Source organism: Occallatibacter gabretensis, from assembly GCF_001449115.1.
Lineage (GTDB): Bacteria > Acidobacteriota > Terriglobia > Terriglobales > Acidobacteriaceae > Telmatobacter > Telmatobacter gabretensis.
On sequence record NZ_LAIJ01000009.1, the window covers coordinates 152,729 to 174,627 of the forward strand.

Annotated in this window: 12 protein-coding genes; 6 read left to right on the forward strand and 6 right to left on the reverse strand. The window is 57.3% G+C overall.

The window, feature by feature from the left end:
* The first annotated feature begins 85 nt into the window (after positions 1-85).
* Positions 86-2,851: a TonB-dependent receptor gene (locus VO84_RS07070; protein WP_197413936.1), complete on the forward strand. Its 2,766-nt coding sequence runs from the start codon at positions 86-88 to the stop codon at positions 2,849-2,851.
* 23 nt (positions 2,852-2,874) lie between these two features.
* Here VO84_RS07070 and VO84_RS07075 read toward each other — a convergent pair whose 3' ends face one another.
* From VO84_RS07075 to VO84_RS07090, 4 genes are all read right to left on the reverse strand, one after another.
* Complete coding sequence (locus VO84_RS07075; protein WP_058186838.1) at positions 2,875-3,555, reverse strand: Fe2+-dependent dioxygenase; 681 nt, start codon at positions 3,553-3,555, stop codon at positions 2,875-2,877.
* Between the two features lie 19 nt (positions 3,556-3,574).
* Positions 3,575-4,267, reverse strand: a complete 693-nt coding sequence (locus VO84_RS07080) for a tetratricopeptide repeat protein (RefSeq protein ID WP_231737821.1) — start codon at positions 4,265-4,267, stop codon at positions 3,575-3,577.
* A 5-nt stretch (positions 4,268-4,272) separates the two neighbouring features.
* Positions 4,273-6,966, reverse strand: coding sequence for a TonB-dependent receptor domain-containing protein (locus VO84_RS07085; RefSeq protein WP_058186840.1), 2,694 nt, complete (start codon positions 6,964-6,966; stop codon positions 4,273-4,275).
* Positions 6,967-7,389: 423 nt separating this feature from the next.
* Positions 7,390-8,376, reverse strand: a complete 987-nt coding sequence (locus tag VO84_RS07090) for a ferritin-like domain-containing protein (protein WP_058186842.1) — start codon at positions 8,374-8,376, stop codon at positions 7,390-7,392.
* A 295-nt stretch (positions 8,377-8,671) separates the two neighbouring features.
* On the opposite strand from VO84_RS07090, the gene VO84_RS07095 reads away from it, so the two are divergent.
* The gene (locus VO84_RS07095) at positions 8,672-9,268 is read left to right on the forward strand and encodes a sigma-70 family RNA polymerase sigma factor (RefSeq protein WP_082661801.1); all 597 of its coding nucleotides are present in this window, start codon (positions 8,672-8,674) and stop codon (positions 9,266-9,268) included.
* Positions 9,265-10,083: an anti-sigma factor gene (locus VO84_RS07100; RefSeq protein ID WP_058186843.1), complete on the forward strand. Its 819-nt coding sequence runs from the start codon at positions 9,265-9,267 to the stop codon at positions 10,081-10,083. Before VO84_RS07095 ends, VO84_RS07100 begins: the two co-directional genes overlap by 4 nt.
* A 71-nt stretch (positions 10,084-10,154) precedes the next feature.
* Here the strand turns inward: VO84_RS07100 and VO84_RS07105 are convergent, their stop codons facing one another.
* Positions 10,155-11,060, reverse strand: coding sequence for a cupin domain-containing protein (locus VO84_RS07105; RefSeq protein ID WP_231737822.1), 906 nt, complete (start codon positions 11,058-11,060; stop codon positions 10,155-10,157).
* A 505-nt stretch (positions 11,061-11,565) separates the two neighbouring features.
* Positions 11,566-12,471, reverse strand: coding sequence for a LysR family transcriptional regulator (locus tag VO84_RS22460; RefSeq protein ID WP_058186845.1), 906 nt, complete (start codon positions 12,469-12,471; stop codon positions 11,566-11,568).
* Positions 12,472-12,682: 211 nt separating this feature from the next.
* On the opposite strand from VO84_RS22460, the gene VO84_RS07115 reads away from it, so the two are divergent.
* The 3 genes from VO84_RS07115 to VO84_RS07125 all read left to right on the forward strand — a co-directional run bounded on the left by VO84_RS07115 (position 12,683) and on the right by VO84_RS07125 (position 21,894).
* A complete protein-coding gene (locus VO84_RS07115) occupies positions 12,683-13,789 on the forward strand; it encodes a cellulose synthase operon protein YhjQ/BcsQ (protein WP_058186848.1) in 1,107 nt (368 codons plus the stop codon).
* Positions 13,786-18,219, forward strand: a complete 4,434-nt coding sequence (bcsA, locus tag VO84_RS07120; RefSeq protein ID WP_058186850.1) for a UDP-forming cellulose synthase catalytic subunit — start codon at positions 13,786-13,788, stop codon at positions 18,217-18,219. Before VO84_RS07115 ends, bcsA begins: the two co-directional genes overlap by 4 nt.
* Before the next feature lie 234 nt (positions 18,220-18,453).
* Positions 18,454-21,894 carry a TonB-dependent receptor gene (locus VO84_RS07125; protein ID WP_058186853.1) on the forward strand — a complete coding sequence of 1,147 codons (3,441 nt, stop codon included), beginning with the start codon at positions 18,454-18,456 and terminating at the stop codon, positions 21,892-21,894.
* Positions 21,895-21,899: the final 5 nt, after the last annotated feature.

Consider the following 21,899-nt stretch of genomic DNA (forward strand, 5'->3'; position numbering starts at 1 on the left):
CCTGCATGAATGCAGGGCTCCACTGCAATCCGCTCGTTTTCCCTGTTCACTTCCGCGAGTGTGATGCATGGGAGGTTGCTATTCCATGAGCAGCGAGTTACGGAAACGATGCCGGATCGACTTAAAACTACTATTTTTGTTTTCCGCATTGTTGCTCGCGCCACCTGTATACGCGCAACCGACGTGCGTTGAGGGATTGCGTGTCGAAGGTATTGTTACTGACCCAAGCGGAGCAGCCATTTCTAGCGCTCAAGTGCGATCCGCTGACAATCAGCAAGTCGGCACGGATACAAATGGTCATTTCGTTTTTACGTGCGTTCCTGCAAGCTCCGCTGTGTTCACCGTGCAGGCGGATGGGTTTGCGACGGCTACTGCACGTGCGAGCGCAGCTTCGGGAGGAATCGCAGATCTCACTGTGCAACTGACCATTGCTGACGTGCAGGCAAGCGTGCAGGTTACAGCTGACGTGGATACCATGGACCCGGAGCGCGGCGCAGGCACAACTACGCTGTCAGCCACAGATGTGCAGCAACTTCCTGATGATCCGGATGATCTTCTCCAACAGCTTCAACTGCTAGCGTCTACCGGCGGCGGAGCGGCGACATCCGCTACTGTTGTGGTGGATGGATTTCAGAACGGCAGCGCGATGCCACCGAAGAGCGCCATTGCGTCTATCCGCATCAATCCCGATCCGATATCGCCTGAATATCAGCGGCCCGGCATGGAAGGCGGCCGGATTGAAATCATTACAAAACCAGGCGCCGATAAATATCACGGCGCTGTCTTCTTCACCGACAGCAACTCCATCTTTAACGCTACCGATCCGTTTTCCGTAACCGCAACCCCCGCGGGCAAGCGCCGCTATGGCTTTGAGTTTGGAGGGCCGATCCTCTCGCAAAAAAGCGGCTTTTCTCTGGCGCTTGAAAAGCGCGACATCAACGAGTTCAACGTGGTCAATGCAATCACACTCGATGCAAACCAGAATCAGGTTGTGGAACAAGAGACCGTCGCAGCGCCGCAAGAGCGCTGGATTGGCTCAGCGCGTGCCGACTGGCAGCTGACAGAGAAGAATGCTGCCGTGCTTTCATACTCCGGCGATGTGAACAGTCTCGGCAATCAGGGTATCGGCGGACTGGTGCTGCCCGAGGCAGGTTACTCGAACTACATTGCGGAGTATGACCTACGTTTTGCCGACACCTACACCGTTAGCGCCAACATGCTGCATGAGACGCACATTGGCTATACATGGAAGCGTACGCAGCAATCACCCAACTCTACTGACCCTGCGCTGCAGGTGGAAGGTTACTTCAGCGGTGGCGGGGCCACCAGCCAGAACCTGAACAACCGCGAGCGTGATCTTGAGATCGATGACGACATGATGATTACACGAGGCGCGCATTCACTTAAATTTGGCGCGCAGTCGCTGGGCTTCTTCATTCACGATTACGATCCTGACACTTTTAATGGGTCTTATATCTTTGGCGGCGGTAGCGCGCCGGTGTTAGACCCTAACAACAATCCAACTGGCGCGACTACTACCATTACGCCGATTGAGCAGTACCGCCGCGCGCTACTGAAGCTGCCCGGCGGCGCACCGACTACATATCAGGTGACTAACGGAACGCCGCTGGTTCCGTTCACGCAATGGCAGCTTGCTCTCTACGGACAGGACAGTATCAAGTTACTGCCGCGACTTACTGTCACGGCGGGGCTTCGCTACGCTTTTCAGACGACGCCCGCCAGCTTTAACAACTTTGCACCGCGCTTCGGCCTGGCATGGTCACCGGACAAGAATTCCAATTGGACGATTCATTTCCGCGCCGGCATCTTTGAGATTCCGCTCACTACGACGTATGCGGCACAGGCTTATCGGCTCAACGGCACTCGCCAGCAGCAGGCTACGGTCTACTCGCCGAGTTACAACGACCCGCTTACGCCCGTCTCCGGATCGATTCAGGTTGGTACGATCTGGCAATTCGCCCCAAGCTCTGAAGAGATTCCTGTGAGCGAATATGCGATCGGCATCGAGCACGAGCTGCCACATCACTGGCATCCTGATTTCTGGTACACGGGCTACTCAGCCTGGGGTGATCCGCGATCCGTGAACGTGAATGCGCCTATGGTTGCCAGCATTACCGGGCCGCCGCCTGATCCTACGGCCGCGCTTCTGGCACCGCGCCCTGGAGCGGCCAATCTCAATATCTTTGAGTATCAGAACTCCGCACATAACCGCGGCGGAATTATCTCCGTGGGAATCTCACAGAAAAGCTACAAACACTGGACGCTGAATCTGGGCTGGTGGGCCGCTCACTTTCACACAGATGGCGATACGCCGCAATCCAGCTATAGCGATAAGGGCGAGTCTGCGCGCACCGACTGGCAGTCAAGTGGCGCGCTTGTGGAGAGCGAGTTTCATCTTCCGTGGAAGATGAACTACGGCATCTGGGCTTATTGGCATTACGGAACGCCCTATAACATCACCACCGGAACCGATGCCAATGGCGATGGCACTTTCAATGATCGTCCCTCTTATGCTTCGGCCCTGGGCAACGGAACTTATGCCACGCCCTTTGGTTTGATGACGGCCAACGCTGTAAATGGCGATGTGCCGCGCAACATTGGCACGATGCCTACCATTGTGCACACGTACTCCAACCTGAGCCGCGATTTCAAATTCAGCTCCGACAAGGACCGTCCGCGCACACTGACGCTGAATGCGCGCGCCGCGAACCTGCTCAATCACACCAATGTCACAGCCTTGAACACGGTGCTATCGTCGGCGGCTGTTGGACAATCTGTTGCGGCTGAGGCTGCACGGCGCGTGGAGTTTGGAGCTCGCTTGTCGTTTTAAGCCAAAACGGCACCGGCGCGAGGTTAGACCTCGGCCCACTCACGCAGCAGATTGTGATAAATGCCGGTCAGTTCGACGAGCGAGGGATGCTTCTCCATATCCATGCCGACCTTCTGAATGGCTACGTCGAGATTGAGCAGAAGAGTACGGTGTGCGTCATGGCGGATCATGCTCTGAAGCCAGAAGAAAGAAGAGACGCGGCTGCCGCGTGTGACGGGAAGGACGCGATGCAGGCTGGTGGATGGATAGAGCACCATGTGGCCCGCGGGCAACTTGATTGAGTGCGCGCCGTAGGTGTCATCAATGATGAGCTCGCCGCCGTCATACTCTTCAGGGCTGCTGAGAAATAACGTGACGGATAGGTCGGTCCTGATCTGCTCGCCGGTCATAGGGATGCGGCGGATGGAGTTATCCACGTGATTGCCGAATGCGTGTCCACCGTCATAGCGATTGAAGAGAGGTGGAAAAATCTTTGCGGGAAGAGCCGCTGAGATGAAGAGAGGGTTGCGGTGCAGGGCCTGCACGATGCGCTGGCCAAGCGAGATGGCGACGGGGCTGGTGTCCGGCAGTTGCATATTGTCTTTTACGCGCGCGGACTGATAGCCGGCGGTGACTTTTCCATCGACCCAATCGGTGCTATCGAGCTCGTTGCGAAACTGAACCACTTCTTCCTGGCTCAGCACTTCAGGAATCTGAATCAACATTGTCCTACCTCAAACAAAATTACGACTGCTGGCTCTCAGACAGGCTGAGCGCGAAGTCTTTGATTTCGCCGTGAGAGAACGTGGCGAGAAAGGCTTTCATTTTGGCCATGAACGCGGGCGTTGCTGTGCCGGGAATCTGGCGGAGCCAATGCAGCGCGCCGAGGAGGTCGCCCTCCTGAAGGAGGAAGCGCGCGTAGTTGAACTGGCCGCGGAAGTCTCCGCCGATTGCGGCCCGGCGATAGTGGTCGCGTGCGATTGCACGATCACGGTGGACTACCCAGCCATCTTCATAAAAGCCGCCGAGGATGTTCATGGATTTCGCGTGACCGAGATCCGCTGCTTTACGAAACCAGTACAAGGCGGCCAGTTTGTCTTCGCGAATGCCGTCTTCCCCAAGCGTGAGCAGAGTGGCGAGGTTATACATGCCCCAGTCGAGACCACGCTCGGCGGCTTTACGAAACCATTGTTCGGCCATATAGGAGCTTCGTGCGACGCCCCATCCCTGATCGAAGCAGCGGCCCACCATGTTGACGGCCATGAGATTGCCGCCCTGTGCGGCACGCTCAAACCAGTGCAGCGCCGCTGCCGGATTGCGCTCGATAAGTTTGCCATCGAGTAGCATTTGCCCATAGAGAACCTGTGCCTGATGCACGCCGCGGAGAGCCGCGGCGCGCACCAGTTCCAAGGATTCTTCATTCTGTTGCTGCATCATGCGGACTACCACTTCATGTTGAGGCCAAACAATGCAGTGCGGCCCGGCCCTGGAATGGCATAGTGCGTCTGGTATGCCTGCTGGAAGTAGTACGTGTTGCCAACGTTCTGAATGTTTAACTGCAGGTTCAGATGTTCGTTGAGTTGATAGTTGGCATAGATGTCCCCGCGGACATATCCCGGCACCCACTTATTGTTGGGCTGGCTGCCCCACACCTTGGTCATGGCATAGATGCCGCCGCCGGCGTAGAGCCGTGGAAGAATCCGATAGTTGCTGGTGACGCTGACGCTATGCCGGGCTGTGTTCGGCATGGCCTGGCCGTTGGTCGTTCCATTGGCCGCTCCCGCGCCGCCGGCGTTTACCAGGATGGCATCGATGTAGTCGTATCCACCTGTGAGCTGCCACTTCTTTGTCACCTGACCGCTGATGCTGGCTTCCGCGCCGAGCGAGCGATCAGTGCCGGCTGCGGCAATGGTTCCATCCGCCTGCGTGATGCGGACGTTCTGGATGTCCATGTGAAAGAAGTCGATGCGCACCAGAGACCCGCCACCGGAGAGTTCCCGCTTGGCTCCGAACTCTTCCTCGCGGATGAATTCTGGCTGTAATAGATCGTTGTTGATCGTGCTCAGGTTTGAGGTATCCACGCCCTGGGCAAGCGAGCTGCCTGTAGGAATGGCCGCCGTGCTGACCGTGCCGTAGATGCTGGTGGCATTGTCCGGCTTGTAGATGAGGCTGGCCAGATAGGTTCCTATGTTGTTCACCACCTCCTGGGTCGGAATCGCGGTCGCGGACTTCGCGGGCGTGAAGGTGGAGTCATAGTGGTCATAGCGCCCGCCCACCGTGCTCTGGAAATGCGAGTTGAACTGGATCGTGTCGAAGCCATATACGGACTGCGTTACAGACTTCGAATGCGTTGGATTGTGATTCAGCGGGAGGGTATTGGCCGCAGTCCACGCATCGTGATAATCGGGCGCGAATAGCAGCGTACAGTTGTATCCGGAGGCCGCTCCGGCTCCATTTGGACAGCTTTCCGTACCACCACTGAGGTTTGTCGAACTACTCACGTTGTAGGCATCGTTGTTGCCACGTTCCGACGAGAACTCCATGCCGGTTGCATAGGAATGCTTGACTTTTCCGGTCTTGAAATCTCCGGAAAGATCCGTCTGGTTGTCGGACGTAAAGACCGTGCTGACACGGTCATTGATGCGACGGAAAAGCAAGCCATAGTAGATATTGCCTTTGCTGTCGTCGGGCAGCGTCCATACATAATCCGTCTCCGTACGCTCATAGCGGTACGAGTCGCGGAGGAGGGCATGCCCATTCCAAAGATCCCTCTCTACGCGCCCGGTGGCGACCTTTGCAGTGGCATCGTTATGGTCACGGTCCGTCACGCCCCAGAAAATACTGCGATGAGGGACCTTGAGCGGAGAACCGTCGCCGGGCTGGAGGACGCGCTCGCCGGGATCGTTCGTCGGCACGGCGCTGGGATTGTTGTACGGGATGCCGGAATCGGGCATGTTGTTTGAAACCAGATGGTAGTAATCGAGATAGGCGCGCGTAGGACCGCCCAGGCCGATGGCGAGGCTCGGAGCCACGCCCCAGCGGTTATTGTGGACCGCGTCGCGGCCTGCCACATCCGCGTCATGCCAGACGCCCGTCAAACGGCCGGAGAAGAGGCTGTTCAGCTTCGCATTGGCATCAATCGTTCCACGCTTATAGTTCGACGTGCCCGGCGTGAAACTGCCCGCAATAAAGTTGTCGCGGCGCGCCATCTTGCTGTTCATGTTAATGCTGCCGCCGCCGGTTCCACGGCCACCATAAGCTCCACCGGGGCCTTCTTGCACTTCGACACTCTCTATATCGAATATCTCGCGCGACTGCGCCGCGATATCGCGTATGCCGTCGATATAGGTGCTCGACTGAGCGTCCATGCCGCGAATAAACGGGCGGTCGCCGAGCGGGTTGCCGCCTTCGCCCGCGCCGAAGGTGATGCCGGGAACGGTGCGCAGCGCTTCCATTAGAGTGCTGGAGGCGGTGCTCTGAATTGTCTCCTGTGAAATCACCGTGACAGTCTGCGGCAGGTCGACCAGAGGCGCGGTGTATTTGGGAGAGGGCACAGCATCGGCATGGACTTCGACCGTGCTGTTGTCGCCGGTGACATTGAGGGCCACACGGTCCGGGCTCTCAAAGCGGGCCGAGACGCCGGTGTTTGCCAAAATATGGGTCAAAGCTTCCTGCGCGGAGAGGATGCCGGTGACTCCGGGAGACTGCAGGGCTCCGATCTTGTCAGAGGCGAGAACGAAGGAGATGCCGGTCTCTTTTCCGAGGGCGGCAAGAACTTCACTCAGCGTGCCCGCTGGAATCTTGAAGTTGTGGACTGTCTGGGCGGGAGTTGCCTGATTGCTGCTGCCGGGGGCGGGGGCCTTTCCGGTTTCCGAAGAGTCTTTGACGTCTTTGGCTACGGGACTCGCGTCGGCGCTTTGTGCCGTGAGACCGACAAGTGTAAGCGCTGCCATGGCGAGCAATGAGCCGCGTTTCTTACGGGTTACAGGCGAGGCGAGGGAGTCGCTGGAGGATTCTTCGGCGGGGGCGGGCTGGCAAGACGTTGCTCCGCGAAATTCAATCCCCATGCCTTTCCATGCGCGTACATCCACTCCTTGAAAGACCCTTCCTACCAGACCGCTTGTACTTTCCTTCATGATGGCTTCCTTATTAATTTTGAAAAACTGCTTTTAAAACAGAGAGATAGGTAGATTTCTGGAGTCTTATATACGACCGAAATTGTCGTATATAGGGTCACAGAAATACGACCTAATTTGTCCTTATTCAATATAAACGCGGCAGGCGGGAAATGCGACCCTTTTAGTCGGAATCTTATTGAGGTGTCTCACAATGGAAGAAGACCCCCAAAATGCGTGAATGGCAGTCCTACTTCAGCCGCTTTTGAAATGAGATCTCAGTGACTACGCGGACCTGGGGGGACCGTGGCTGTGGCGCGGCTTTGGAGGTAGGGGAGGGCGCGTAATTAAGGATGTGCCATGCCCGCCGTTTCCGGACCTGAGCATGGCTTTTCATCGTTGTATTTTGTTGGACACTGCACCGTATACGCGGCGCGGTGATGGTTACTCGGCGGAGGGTATTGTGCCTGTTACGTTGGCTGCAACGGATGCTATGACAACTGAAGAAAAGCTGGCCATTGTAGCTACTGTGGGAACTGAGAGTGGGTTGGATCCGGATGCGATGAACGGGCCGAGCGCAGCCGCCGCCGTGGTGGTGGTGTCTCCACTCACGCTGGTGATGAGCCCTGTCAATCCGTCGGTGATCTCATAGTTCACGTTGTTGGCAGGAATCAGATTGATGCCTGCATACATTGGCGACGCAATGGTGGGACCGGGAATGCTGCGGACCAACGCGCGGTGTTCCGACTCAACGCCGAGAATGGACGATGCCACCTTTGCGTAGAGAATCAGGTCAGCCTGGGTCAGATTCGACCCGCTCATTGCCGGATTGGACTGAGTTGCGCTGAAACCGTTAAAGCCGGCGGCCATGGATGCGAACTCCTCCACTGCGGTCATGTATGCACCGATGAAGGCAGTTTCAAGAGCGATCAGCACGGGCAGGAAATTTGTCAGAGCGGAAAATGTGTTGGCAGGATAATAAAACGTCTGCGGCACACCAGCTGCCGCGTCTCCGCTGCCGTCTGTCGCAAGGCCGAGAAGGGAGCGAAGCAGTTGCGCGTGCTGAACCTCTTCAAGGAGAGCTGCCTGCAGGTAGGCAACATTGTCGGACTGTCCACCGGCGCTGATGTTGATGGCCGTGCCACCACTTCCGGCAAGGTTTGGATCGGTAATGACACCGGAGCTGGATAGTGCGGTGTAGTACGTGGTGATGGCGAGGCTTTCAGCGATGAGCGCGGCGGTGAAGATGTTTGCTGCCGTGTCTGTTGCCGAGGCAGCTGAGACTGTTTTCGGGGATGATGAGCCGCCGCAGCCGACGGCAATTGCTGAAGTTGCGGCGCCAAGGCCGAACATCGTTGCTGAGGTCATGAAGGAACGGCGGTTGAATCCGCTCGGGTTCATGACTTTCTCGATCAAAGAATCTGCTTTCATGTTCTTTCTCCTTGTGCGTTTTGCCGCGTGGTGCGTTTGCCGTGTACATCAGGAAGAAACGTTGCCGTACACTTCACGTACGCGGGCTCTTGCACTTCGGATTGCTTTCGTGTTTGATTTAGGCCAGAAATCTGATGCATGCGCCGTTCACAGGCCAAAGAAGCCCAGCGCCAAAAATAATTCGGCAATCTGAAAATCCAATGTGCGATGTGGCGCGTACTTTAGCTAGAGGGGTAGTTAGCTTATATTGGATTGCGGCTGCCGGATGGATCATATTGAGTTTTGAATACCGAGGATGAGCGGAGATAATTCCAATCCGATATCGCCCACCGGGCGTTCCTCATTTAACCAGGAGAGAACCCGCGTCGCTGCGGGTGATGATGCTCTGATGGACGGCGTGCGTTCCAAAGATCAGGCTGCCATGGCCGAGATCTTTGATCGCTATGCGGGGCTGGTTTATTCCATTTCGCTACGCGTGCTGAACGATCAGGGATACGCAGAAGACGTTATGCAACAGATTTTCTTTGAGGTATGGGAGCGTCCACAGTCCTTTGTGCCTGGACGCGGCTCACTTGCCGGTTGGCTTTCGGTAGTGGCTCGCAATCGCGCGATCGATCATCTTCGCCGCGGAAAGCCGTCGGATTCAATTGACGAGGTGGTTCTCCCGGCCCAGTCCAATCTTTCGGTGGAAGCAGAACGCCGACTGATGATGGAAAAGGTCCGGACGAGGCTGGAGCTGCTTCCTAAAGATCAGCAGGAATCGCTGGAGCTGGCATTTTTTGAAGGGCTCAGTCACTCTGAGATTGCAGCTCAAACAGGGATTCCGCTAGGCACGATCAAGACCAGAATTCGGTCTGCATTGCATTTGCTGCGAGAGGCTGTTCAGGCATGACGGATAGCATTCACATTTCGCTGGAAGACCTGACGCTTTATGCGATGCAGGCGCTTTCTTCCGCAGAGCGTGTGCCCATCCGTCTGCATCTGGCCGAGTGCGAGATATGCCGCGCCGAGCTGGCTGCAGTTTCCGGCGACCTTGCATTGATGGCTATGAGCGCGGAACAACATGCCCTGCCGGAGGGAGCTCGGGATCGCTTCCTTACGCGGATCGGCGCGGCAGCTACGCCGGCAAACAAGATTGTCGAGATTGATGCTTACCCTGCCGGGCCTAAACCGCAGACGCGGCGTGTGCAAAGCTGGATTCCCTGGACGGCTGCTGCCGCTCTGCTCGTTATCGCGGCCGGCCTCGGTTCTCTACTCTATCGCACGCGTCTGGATCTTCAGCATGAGACTGCGCTAACCTCGGCGCAGACGGACGAGAGCCGCCGTGCCCGCGAGGTGCTGGAAGTTCTTACCTCGCGCGATGCGCAGCGGGTTGTTCTCACAGCGGGCACGCCTCATCCCGTGCCGACTGCGCGCGCCATCTACCTAGCATCACGCGGCGCGCTGGTTTTGCAGGCCAACAATCTAGCGCCGATTGAGGCGGGCAAGACCTACGAGCTGTGGATCATTCCCGCAAATGGAAGCGCGCCTATTCCGGCAGGATTGTTCCGCCCGGATGCCGCAGGCAGTGCGAGCGTAGTCATGCCGCAAATACCTGTCGGAGTACAGGCCAAGGCTTTTGGGGTCACGATTGAGAATGCGGCAGGTTCTTCGGCTCCCACTTTGCCCATCGTTCTTGTCGGCGCGGTCCCCAGCGCTGGGGAATAACAAGCCCGGGTTTCCTGCACGCGAAAGAAGCGCCATCTATGAGATGGCGCTTCACATTTGTGTGGGGATGATTAGCGGGGCAGGATGACGTTCTTGTCCTGCGGAGCCTGGCGGATGATGGAGCGGTCGAGCTTGAGGTGGGCTTCAGCCATTTTATCCGGCATGCGCGCGATCCACTGGTTGAGCGAGACATCCTGGTAGCGGCTGGTCTTGAACATTTCAAGGAAGACGAGATCTTCCGTGCCGGTGTTTTCGATGCTGTGACCTGCCATGCTGGGCACGTAGCCGACATCGTTGGCGTTGAAGTCCATGGTGCGAGCGGTGCCGCCGGTGGTCACGACGGTCATGCGGCCTTTTCCGCGGATCCAGTACTGCCACTCGCTTACGTTGGGATGCCAGTGCATCTCGCGGATTGCGCCGGGCTTGAGAGTGACTATGGCTGCGGCGATGCCTTTGGAGACCGGAAAGTTGGTGGAGTCGACGATGCGCGCCTCGCCGCCGGCAGTCTTCTTTGTGGGCTGCATGGCAGTCATCTTGAAGGTGTACTTGTTTTCGGTTTCGAGGTTCTCGCCGAGGAAGCGCTTTTCGGCTTCGAGCGAATCGGGCAACGATGCCTCAAAGATGTAGAGCTGCGTGGGCGGGAGTTTGTCGAACTGCGCGCGCGGCCAACTGGTGTTTTTCTGGACGATTTCGGGCGAGGTGTGGGCGAGGAACTCGGAGAGCAGGAAGGTGTCATCTTCAGAGAAGTTGCCTTCGTCGAAGACGAGGAGGAACTCGCAGCCATCCTGACCGAGACCCTGAATGGAGTGCGGATAGCCCGCGGGAAAGTACCAGAGATCGCCGGCTCCAAGATCATCGAGGAACATCTTGCCGTCCGGCTGCATGACGCTGACGCGCGCTTTACCGGTGAGCATGATGGCCCACTCGTTGGCGGTATGCCAGTGCAGCTCGCGGAAGGAGCCGGAGGTGAGGCGCATGTTGACGCCTGCCAGGTCGCGGAGGGCGGCAGCTCGCGCTGCGTGATCTGGTGGGTCCAGCCGCCGCCCTGTATGCGCTTGGGCGCGAGATCGAAGGAGTACCAGATGGGGCCGGGATTACCGTGATCGGTGAAGGGCGGGTTGTTGGAGCTGGGATTCATGTCGAGCAGGCTTTTGTTTTCGGGGCCGGGATCGCTGGCGCTATCCCCCTTGCGACCGGCGAGCTGTTCAGAGCGGGTCTGTGCAAGGGCCGGTACGCCGAAGAGCCCTGCTCCGGCGAGCGCGGCGGCACCGACAAACAAGCGACGTGAAAGAGGTTTGTGAACAGGTTCGAATTCGAGGTTTTTAACTTCCGATTCCGTTGTGAAAATCATGTGAACTATCTCCTTCTCCAAGGGAACTCGCGAGCTTTTGTAATCTCGCAACACGTCCATTAGATACCCGGGGAACTTATCGTGATTACTGTATTTATTGAAGTCAGTGATTTGAAAATCGAATAACTAAATCAACGACCGGAGCGGGTTTGCATCACTGGAGCGAACTGACGTGCCGTGAGGACGAGGTGATCGAGGAGTGGCGTTCTGCCTTCCCGAAGGGTGGCGATGCCGATCTCCGAGTAAGTCTTTTCCTGCTGAAGCGTCTTTATGTGGAAGACTCGGTGATGGCGTCGGGCCATGCCTTCAGGCAGGATGGCAACGCCTAATCCCGCGGCTACCAGCGCAAGCGCGGTTTCCATTTCGCCGGTTTCCTGGACGACGGCGGGAGTGAATCCGGCGCGGCGGCAGATGCCGGTCCAGCTCTCATAAAAGGATGGTGCCCAGCTGTGCCCGTAGGCGACGAAAGGCTCACGCGCCAGATGCCGGACATAAAGATTCTTTTCGCGGGCGAGGGGATGGTTTTTGGCGAGAACGATAGCGAAGGGCTCGCGGTGAATGAGGCTGACGGTCAGGTCTTCTTCCTGCAGGGGCATGCGTACGAATCCGGCGTCTAAAATACCGGAACGTAGAGCTCCCACCTGCTGCGAGGTGGGCATATTTTTGAGGTCGAGGCTAACGCCAGGGTATTTTTTGCGGAAGGCAAGGACGATGGCAGGAACGATCTCAGCGGTTGCGGAAGCGACGAATCCGATACGGAGGTGGCCAGTGTCACCGGAGGCTATTTTTGCGACACGCTGCTCGGTATCAGCGACCTGCTGCAGGAGGTTGGCGGCGTCAACAAGGAGGGCCTGGCCGGCAGGAGTCAGGCGAACGATGCGGCGGTTTCGATCAAGCAGGCGAACCCCGAGGTCGGTCTCCAGTAACTTAATCTGGGTGCTGAGCGCAGGCTGTGAGAGATGCAACTGGCGCGCGGCGCGGCTGAAGCTGAGCAGCTGCGCGACCTTTACGAACGACCGTAGATGCTTGAGTTCCAAGACGTGATTCCTGGCTTGACGTCCGGCTAATGCAGCCAGGACGGTGACAAATTGATCGTATCGTTTTCGGAGCTGGGTAAGAAGCCTTTCCCCCGCGGGATATGGGATGCGGTATATTCTGGATTGCACATGACGGATTTTCGCATCTGACGGAACATATCTCCTGTATTCGTATGATTCTGCGTACTTAACCGAAGTGTGAGGCTGGCCCGTGACACCTGATGAAGAGGTAAAGAGCGGAGTTCCGCAGGGTGGCCTGGCAAAAGATGTCGCCAAGCTATATTCGTATGCGCACATTGAAGAAGGAAACTATCGCAGCTTTTCGCGCCCTTCCAAGCTGGCTGGGCGTCCGCTTGCGGAAGTAACCCAGGATTCGACTGCTGTGGCCACAGAGGCTCCTGAATCGGTTGAAGAAGAGCAACGATTGACGGCCGCACCGGCCGAGCCGGTTGCGCCTCAAGTCGAACCGGCTTCGCGGGTACGAACCGCATCGCCGTCCAGAACGCCGGCTACGATCCAGGGCGAGGCGGTACGGAGTCCAGCCCGTCCTGTGTGGAGCGAGGCCAGCAGCAAGCCGTCGAGCGCACAGAAGACTGCGATTGCCATCTGCTCCATTGCGGGCGGAACAGGCAAGACTACCTTTGTGGCAAATATCGGCCGCATTCTGAGCGCGCAACATGAGAGCGTACTGCTGGTGGACACGTCTGGAAGTACGCTGCTGCCGTTTTACTTTGGCGCGGAGGACACCCGCAGTGGTATGCGTACTTTTCTTTCGCCAGAGCCCGGATCTCAACCGATGTACGTGATTGGGAATGAGAGCCCGACGAGCGAGTGGCTGAAAGATGAGGTGAGACCCGCCATGCAGACGGTGCAGAGGACGATCTTCGATCTGGGGCCGGCATCGTTCAGCTTGATACCTGAGATTTTTCCGCTATGCGCGGTGGTTGTGGTGCCACTGCTGACGGATCTGAACTCAATCATGAGCATTCCGCGGATTGAGGGCTATCACCGAATGATGGACGAACAGGGAGTGGTGGCACCGTGGCCGGTGTATGTCTCAAATAAGTTCGACATAGAGAGCGAGCGCGAACGAAGCGGTCGCGAGCTGATTGCACGCGAAGTGGGCGAGCGCCTTTTACCGATCACAATACGCCGCAGCCCGAAGGTCTCTGAAGCAATTGCACAACGCATGACGGTGATCGACTATGCCGGAGAATCCGCCATTGCGCAGGAATTTTTGCAGCTTGCCTTATGGCTCAAAAAGGCCGCCCCGGTGGCTCAACTTGCGAGGACCACAGGACGGTGGAGCGAAGCATGACGACAACGACGACGCGCCTTGTGAACCAGTGGGGTTCCGTTGGCGAGAAGACCGGCTACTGGGCCATGCTGTTGAGACTGCTTATTTACTGTGCGCTTCTGGGGATGGCCTGGGAATGCATTTCCATGGTGTATCGGTGGCCGGAGCAGGCAATTCTGGCGATAGCTACGATTCTTGTGGGTTACTTGATTCATCGCATCTCCGGCTCGGAGGCGATTACGCTTGCGCTGATGCTGGCTTCCCTGATCTCGACAGCACGCTACGCCTACTGGCGCATTTCGACCGTGTGGGTGGCGATTACGACGAATGCCCAGGGCATTGGCATCATCAATATCATCTTCATGCTGATTCTGCTTTCGGCAGAGTTCTATGCGTTTGTCATCCTTACCCTGGGCTACTTTCAGACCATTCGGCCGTTGCGTAGGCCGCCGATCGCCATGCCGGACGATATTGATGAGTGGCCGCATATCGATGTGCTGATTCCTACGTATAACGAGGATCTGACCATCGTTCGCACTACGGCTATTGCGGCCATGAACATGGATTATCCGCATGACAAGCTGCATGTGTTTGTGCTGGACGATGGACGGCGCGAGGCGTTCCGGGAGTTCTGCGAGAGCGCAGGCGTGGGTTACATTACGCGCAACGACAACAAGCACGCCAAGGCCGGCAATATCAACGCGGCGCTGAAGACGATGAATTCGCCGTACGCAGCAATCTTCGACTGCGACCATATTCCTACGCGCAGCTTTCTGCAGATGACGCTTGCCTGGTTTCAGAAAGACCACAAGCTGGGAATGATGCAGACGCCGCACTTTTTTTATTCGCCTGACCCGTTTGAGAGAAATCTGCATTCGTTCATGGAGATTCCGAACGAAGGCGAGCTATTTTACGGGCTGATCCAGGATGGCAACGACCTGTGGAACGCGACCTTCTTCTGCGGCTCGTGCGCGATTCTGCGGCGCACGGCAATTGATCAGATTGGCGGCATTGCGGTGGAGACGGTGACGGAAGATGCGCACACTTCGCTGCGGATGCAATCCCTTGGATGGAACACGGCGTATATCAACATTCCGCAGGCGGCTGGGCTGGCGACGGACAGCCTAGCGGGCCATGTGGGGCAGCGCATTCGCTGGGCACGCGGCATGATTCAGATTCTGCGCACCGACAATCCGCTCTTCAAGAAAGGGCTCGCCCCATCGCAGCGGCTCTGCTACACGAACGCGATGATTCACTTTCTGTATGCCGGTCCGAGGCTGATCTTTCTTACTTCTCCTCTGATTTACATGGTTCTGGGATGCATCAATATCCCCGGCTACTGGGCGGCGATTCTGGTTTACGCGGCGCCGCACTTGTTTTTATCGAACCTGGCCAACTTCCGCATGCAGGGCAAGTACCGCTACTCCTTCTGGAACGAGGTGTATGAGACGGTGCTGGCACCGTACATCATCGGACCTACGCTGCTGGCTCTGATCAATCCCAAGCTGGGTAAGTTCAACGTGACGGCGAAGGGCGGCATTGTCGACAAGAGCTATTTCGATTCGGTGATTGCGCGGCCCTATGTCTTCCTGATTTTGCTGAACGTACTTGGCCTGCTGATGGCACCCGTACGCTTTTTCTGGTTGAATCCAGGCCATCCCGGCACCATCGTGATGAACATCATCTGGATCCTGTTCAACATGGTGATTCTGGGCACGGCTAATGCGGTGGCGTACGAGTCGAAGCAGACCCGCGGGGATGTGCGCGTGAACACGCGCAAACGGGTGGAGATTGAGCTGGCAGACGGCACCAGGGTGGCAGGCGAAACGGTGGATCTTTCGCTGGGAGGTGCGCGGCTTACGGTGCCGCAGATGCCCGCACTCGCCGGCGACATGGCGGTCAAGCTGGTGTTTCCGCAGCGTGATGGAGAGGCCGTATTACCGGCGCAGATTGTGGTCGCCAAAGATAAGGATGTGAGAGTTACGTTTGCATCGCTTTCGGAGGGAGAAAACGAGTTGCTGACTCTGGTGCTTTATGGGGATGCAGACGCGTGGCTGAGCCGCATGGAGTATCGCAAAACAGACCGGCCCATGCACAGCTTTGGACGCCTGATGAAACTTTCAGTTCGCGGCGTTTACTGGGCTCTGTTTAGCTGGGTGCCGAGAAAGAAACAAGCAGCGGCTGCGGCGGCGATTCTCGGATTTCTGGTGGTGCTGGCCGGAGCGGCGTGCGCACAGACACCGTATATTCCTCCGCTGAAGCCGGCGTTTGGGCAGGCAGCTGTGCCGGGCCTTTCGGCGACGAACAGCGGCGTCTACTCAAGCTCTTTCACGCTCAAGGACGTTGGCGTACCGCAGGCGATTATTTTTCGCGGCATCGATGCGTCCCAGAGCATTCCATTCTCACTGCCGCAAACTGCCGTGGTGAGCAAAGCGGTGCTCAAGCTGCACTATGCATTTTCTCCCAGCCTCATTCCACAGCTCAGCCACCTGAATGTCATGCTGAACGGCGCGCTTGTGGCGACGCTTCCGGTTCCACAGAATACGGGTCAGATGCAGAAGGAGATCGATGCTGATATTCCTCTGCCTCCTGAAATGATTATCCGCGACAATGTGCTGCGGTTTCAGTCCGTTGCCCACTACACGATGCAGTGCGAAGACCCTGGGCATTCCGCGCTGTGGGGCCGCGTTGAGAACACGAGCCGGATTGAGCTCTCCGGCGCGATGACGGATGTGGCCGATGACCTGAAAATTCTGCCGTTGCCGTTCTATGACGGCTCGGTGGGCAAAGATACCGCGACCATTCCTGTGATCTTTGCTTCGCAACCAGACAAGCCATCCCTCAACGCGGCGGGAGTTGTAGCTTCCTGGTTCGGCCTGCAGATCAAATCCAAGCCACTGAATTTTCCGGTTATCTTTGGCTCGAATTTCCCCAAGGGAAATGCGGTGCTGCTTGTCGAGAATGCTCAAGCGCTGCCGCCGGGACTGAATCTTCAAGTAAATGGTCCGGTACTGGCGATGCGGACCAACCCGACCGATCAGTACGGCAAGATTCTGATTGTGGCGGGCTCAAATCCGGAACAATTGCTCACTGCGGCGCAGGCGCTTGCGACCGGTAGCATGACACTGCAAGGAGATACCGCGCAGATTAGTCAATTTAAGTTACCCGATCCGCGCAGTGCGGATGATGCGCCGCTATGGCTACCGACAAGCCGCAATGTTCCCTTCTGGGATTACTCGAGTACGACACAGTTGCAGAGTGATGGATCAGGCCCTGTGGCGGTGTATCTGCGCATGCCACCGGACCTGTACTTCGGCGACCGGACAGTATTGCCGATGCGCGTGAATTACCGCTATAACGCCGTCTCACTGGCCAATGCGTCGACGCTGCGCATTGACGCGAACGGCTCGATGGTGCAGCAGCTTCCGATGCCGCATGAGGACAATCCGCACAAGCAGCTCACCAATGAGGTGTCGGTACCGCTGGTGAATATGCGACCCTTTGCCAACACCATGCTCTTCAATTTCTATTTCCAGATTGTCAAGAAAGGTAATTGCCAGGACACTCCGCCCATCAATCTGCAGGGCGCTATTTTGCGCGATTCCTACCTGGACATCAAAGGTCTCTATCACTGGGCGGCGATGCCGAATCTTGAGCTATTTTCCAACGCCGGCTTTCCTTTTACCCGCTATGCCGATCTTGCGGAGACGAAGATTGTGCTTCCTACGCAAGCGACGGGATCGGAGGTGGGACTTTATCTCTCACTGATGGGCTACTTTGGCGAGCGGACCGGCTATCCTGCGTTGCGCGTGCAGGTGGTCGATCCATCGGAATTGGGACAGGATGCGGACTACCTTGTGCTGGGCACCGCGACCGATCAGCCTGCTTTCGACAAACTGAATGACAAACTACCGGTGGCCGTACATCAAAATGGCTACACCGTTCAGGATTCCAGCGGCATCTTTCGCGCTCTTGAACATGAATGGTGGCAATTGGCCGAATTGCGCCCGCAGTGGTGGTGGAAGCTGGGTAAGGATGCAGGCCGCAGCGGAGCGATTGAGAGCGTGGGGAGTCTGCCGGACGCCATTATCCAAGGCATTGAGTCGCCATGGACGCATGACCGCTCCGTAGTGACAATTACGCTCAAGCAGAGCGAGTCAGCCGCGCCGTTTACCGAAGCGTTCTGGAAGGTATCGGAGGCAAGCGACATCAGCGAATCCGTGAGCGTGCTGCATGGAACCACGTTTACGTCGTATCGCGTGGGCGATCGCTTCTATCATGTAGGCGATCTGCCGTGGTGGGAGCACCTGCGGTACTGGTTCGTTGAGTTCCCGTGGATTATTGTTCCGCTCACGTTTATTCTGGGCCTGTTTGTGGTGCCTTGGATCCGCCTGAGGTTAAACAGGCGCGCGAAGGAGCGCCTGAATCCGCCACCTGCTATGACTGTCTGATCGGGGTTTCGCCGGCTCTGGATGCAACAGTGCCGGCGAATTTGCATTTGCTTGTGAAGTGCTTCGCGACAGCCGCTTCAGACTGGCTGGAGCCACACACTTGATCCCTTTCGTATGAGGTCATCAACAAAACTCCGTCGAAATGACAATCGAAAGACACCTGTCTGACAAATGTTAAGCCCCTTGCTCATAGGCTGACGGCTAGTGACATTTCATGGCAAGGCGGCCCAAACGATGAGAACTATCTTCTGGCGTAGATTATTCCCTGCTCTCGCCGGATTGCTTCCTCTGCAAGCATTCCTTATGGCACAGGCCCCCGGAACCGGCGCCATTCGCGGAATGGTATTCGACCCTGCGGGCCGCGCGCTGCCCAGTGCCGCCATTGTCATCGACAATGACGCAACGCATATCAGGCGCTCGGTGGTCACAAACGGCTCCGGCGAATACAGTGTTGCCCTGTTGCCTCCCGGCAATTACAGCGCCGTAGTCCGTGCAATCGGCTTTGCCGATGCAAAAGCCGCCGGCATTACTATCGTCGTCAGCGAGACCAGTACGGTGGATTTCCATCTGACCCTGGCTTCGGCGACGACCAGCGTGGAAGTCACCGCGAACCAGGAACTTGCCCAGGTAGAGAGCGCCGCACTCGGGCGCGTTGTGGATGAAGTGGCCATTCAGTCTCTGCCCCTTTCCAACCGGAACTTCACGCAGATCCTCTCACTCTCTCCCGGAGTGACCGTCGGCCTGCCCGACGCCACACAGCCCGGCCGCGGAACGCAGGACGTAAACGCAAACGGCAGCAAGACCACGGCGAATAACATCCAGTTCAACGGCGTGGATGCCAACAATCTTTCGCAAAACTCCGCGGCATCGGACGGCGAAGAGGTCGGCGTGGCGGTTCCCGCTCCGGACACTATTCAAGAGTTCAAGGTCCAGACCGGAAATTACGATGCCACCTATGGGCGCGGCACAGGCGCTAACGTCGATCTCGTCAGCAAATCCGGCACGAATCGTTTTCATGGGACGACGTGGGAGTTTCTGCGCAACGATCTCTTCAACGCGAGCGATTTCTTCTCGAATCTCACTGGGCAGCCCAAGCCGGTCCTGAAACAGAACCAGTTCGGAGGCGCAGTTGGCGGGCCGATTCTGCACAATCGAACTTTTTTCTTTGCCGCTTATCAGGGCCTTCGCTCCAGCAACGGCGAAGGCGTACAGATTACTACTTTGCTTCCTCAGCTCACGAACGATCGTTCTGCCGCCACGCTCGGCGCTCAGTTCTGCGCCTATCCCACCTCCGTCGGCGGCACGCAGATTGCGTGCAATGGCTCGAATATCAACACGGTCGCGCTTAACCTGCTCAACTTCAAGCTGCCGAACGGCCAGTATGCCGTTCCCAATCCGCAGATCCTGCTTCCTTCCACGGATCCGACACAGCTTCCTCTCGGCGAATCGAGCTACTCCACTCCTGCCACATACAAGGAAGATCAGTACACGCTTGACCTCGATCACAAGCTGACGGAAAAGAACTCTTTCGCCGCGCGACTTTTCTACTCCCGAGCTCCGACAGTCAACCCATTCTCGCCGAATGCCGCTAACGTCCCCGGCTGGGGCACCAATGAAGTCGACAAGAACGTCATGGCCGTGCTCTCTGATACGCACGTCATCAATTCAAACCTGATCAATGTCGCCCGTGCCGGTTACATGCGCTTCGCCGGGATCTCGTCGGTCGGAAATCCCATCAGCACTACCGATCTTGGCACGCAATCACCCACAGGTCTCTCAGGCGCGGGAATCGTGGCCCCCGGCATCAGCATCAACGGCCTGTTCACCGTCGGTGATGCCGGAACCCCCTCGCAGTCGCAGACGACCAACAGCTTCATCGCGCAGGACATGATCTCACTGACGCGCCATAACCACTTCCTTCGCTTTGGCGCGGAGGTCAAGCGCCACCAGGTCATGGTCGATGCACCCTTCTCCACAGACGGGCTGCTCCAGATAGCCACTTTCTCCGATTTTCTTCTGGGACAGAGCGCACAGCAGAACGGCAGCCCCTCAGGCCAGAGCAACGTCACGCTTAGCAACGGCAGCTCCGGCATCTTTCGCAAAGACGAGCGCTACAACGACTTCGCCTTCTTTGCGCAGGACGATATAAAGATCACACCGCGCCTTACCGTAAACGCAGGCCTGCGTTATGAAATCTTCGGCACACCTTCCGAAATTAACGGGCGTCTGGTTACATTCGATCCGTCTCTCGCCACGCTTACCGCTCCAACCACAGGCACGCTGAGCGGATTCGCCGTAACTTCCAACTTTCCCGGCTCCGTTCCGACTGGCGCTACCCAATTGCCGGGCCGCGGCCTCTGGCCTACGCGCTTTGGGGATTTGTCGCCACGCCTTGGCTTCGCCTATCGTGTGACAGAACATCCGGAGATCGTCTTCCGCGGAGGCTTCGGTATCTACTTTGATCGACTCGCAGCCGGCCTTGCGGAGAACCTCGTCTCGCAACCTCCCTTCTCCAGCTCTCAGTTCGCCTTCGGTGAGCAGAATGGGGCAGCTACGCTGGCCGCACCCTTCGTGCCGCTCTTGCCCAGCCTCACGAGCTATCCCATCTTCCCGCAGCGCATTCCTGGAGCAGGGCCCACCGTCACCGGTATCTCCACACGTATCGTTGACCCCTACACCGAGGAATACAACGCCAACTTTCAGTTCGGCCTTGGCTGGAACACCCTCGCAGAAGTCGGTTACGTGGGCACGCATTCCATTCACGTGGCCGGCTGCTATCAGTTCAATCAGTCCCTGCTTGCAAGCCCTGAAAATCCCATCAACGGTGCGACTACCAATTCCGTCTCGAATGTGATTCAGCGCGTCCGCTACTCCGGCATTGCTCCGTCCTCTCTTGAGTGCCAGACTGCCTACTCGGCGAACTACAACTCGCTGCAGGCCAGCGTAACGAAACGCATCAGCCGCGGCTTGCAGTTCCTCGGCAGCTATACCTGGTCGCGCATGCTTGATCAAACCAGCGGCTCTTCTGGCGGAGCTGTCTTCGAACTGTGGCTGCTGACCAACGATCAATACAACCCCAGCTATGCGCCCTCCGACTTCGACCGCACCCACCGCGGCGTATTCAACTTCACATACGACCTTCCCGCTGTGAACAACATGTCGCCTGTTCTGCGTTACGCAACGTCCCACTGGCAGGCATCGGGCATTCTTGTCGCTCAATCTGGCTCACCCATTACTGTCCTCGATGAGAGCGCCGGAGCGGTCTACGGAAACTACTCCTTTGAGAGCCGCGCACAGCTGAGCGGAGGCAGCACCACAACCAGCGGCTCCATTTATTCGCGAGTCATCGGCAACTACCTCAGCGCCGGCGGCTTTACCTCCGCGCCGTTAGCTCCCAACGCCGTCACCTCGGCTGACACAAATTTCGGCAACAGCAGCGTGGGCTTGATTCGCGGTCCGGGCCAGCGCGACATCGACATGGCGGTGGAGCGCAGCTTCCCCTTCGCCGAATCGCAGAGTGTTCATTTCCGTGCTGAGTTCTTCAACCTCTCCAACACACCAAACTTCGCCAACCCTGCCGATAACATCATCAACACGGGGGAAGCCTTCGGAAAAATTACGGCCAAAGCCAACAACCCGCGCATCATCCAGTTCGCGCTCAAGTACCAGTTTTAGTGAGG

Excerpts from the sequence above, each read along its gene's own strand:
- VO84_RS07070 (WP_197413936.1), top strand. The coding sequence starts at position 86 with ATGAGCAGCGAGTTACGGAAACGATGCCGGATCGACTTAAAACTACTA.
- VO84_RS07090 (WP_058186842.1), bottom strand. The coding sequence starts at position 8,376 with ATGAAAGCAGATTCTTTGATCGAGAAAGTCATGAACCCGAGCGGATTC.
- VO84_RS07085 (WP_058186840.1), bottom strand. The coding sequence starts at position 6,966 with ATGAAGGAAAGTACAAGCGGTCTGGTAGGAAGGGTCTTTCAAGGAGTG.
- VO84_RS07100 (WP_058186843.1), top strand. The coding sequence starts at position 9,265 with ATGACGGATAGCATTCACATTTCGCTGGAAGACCTGACGCTTTATGCG.
- VO84_RS07105 (WP_231737822.1), bottom strand. The coding sequence starts at position 11,060 with ATGCGCCTCACCTCCGGCTCCTTCCGCGAGCTGCACTGGCATACCGCC.
- VO84_RS07095 (WP_082661801.1), top strand. The coding sequence starts at position 8,672 with ATGAGCGGAGATAATTCCAATCCGATATCGCCCACCGGGCGTTCCTCA.
- VO84_RS07080 (WP_231737821.1), bottom strand. The coding sequence starts at position 4,267 with ATGATGCAGCAACAGAATGAAGAATCCTTGGAACTGGTGCGCGCCGCG.
- bcsA (WP_058186850.1), top strand. The coding sequence starts at position 13,786 with ATGACGACAACGACGACGCGCCTTGTGAACCAGTGGGGTTCCGTTGGC.
- VO84_RS07075 (WP_058186838.1), bottom strand. The coding sequence starts at position 3,555 with ATGTTGATTCAGATTCCTGAAGTGCTGAGCCAGGAAGAAGTGGTTCAG.
- VO84_RS07125 (WP_058186853.1), top strand. The coding sequence starts at position 18,454 with ATGAGAACTATCTTCTGGCGTAGATTATTCCCTGCTCTCGCCGGATTG.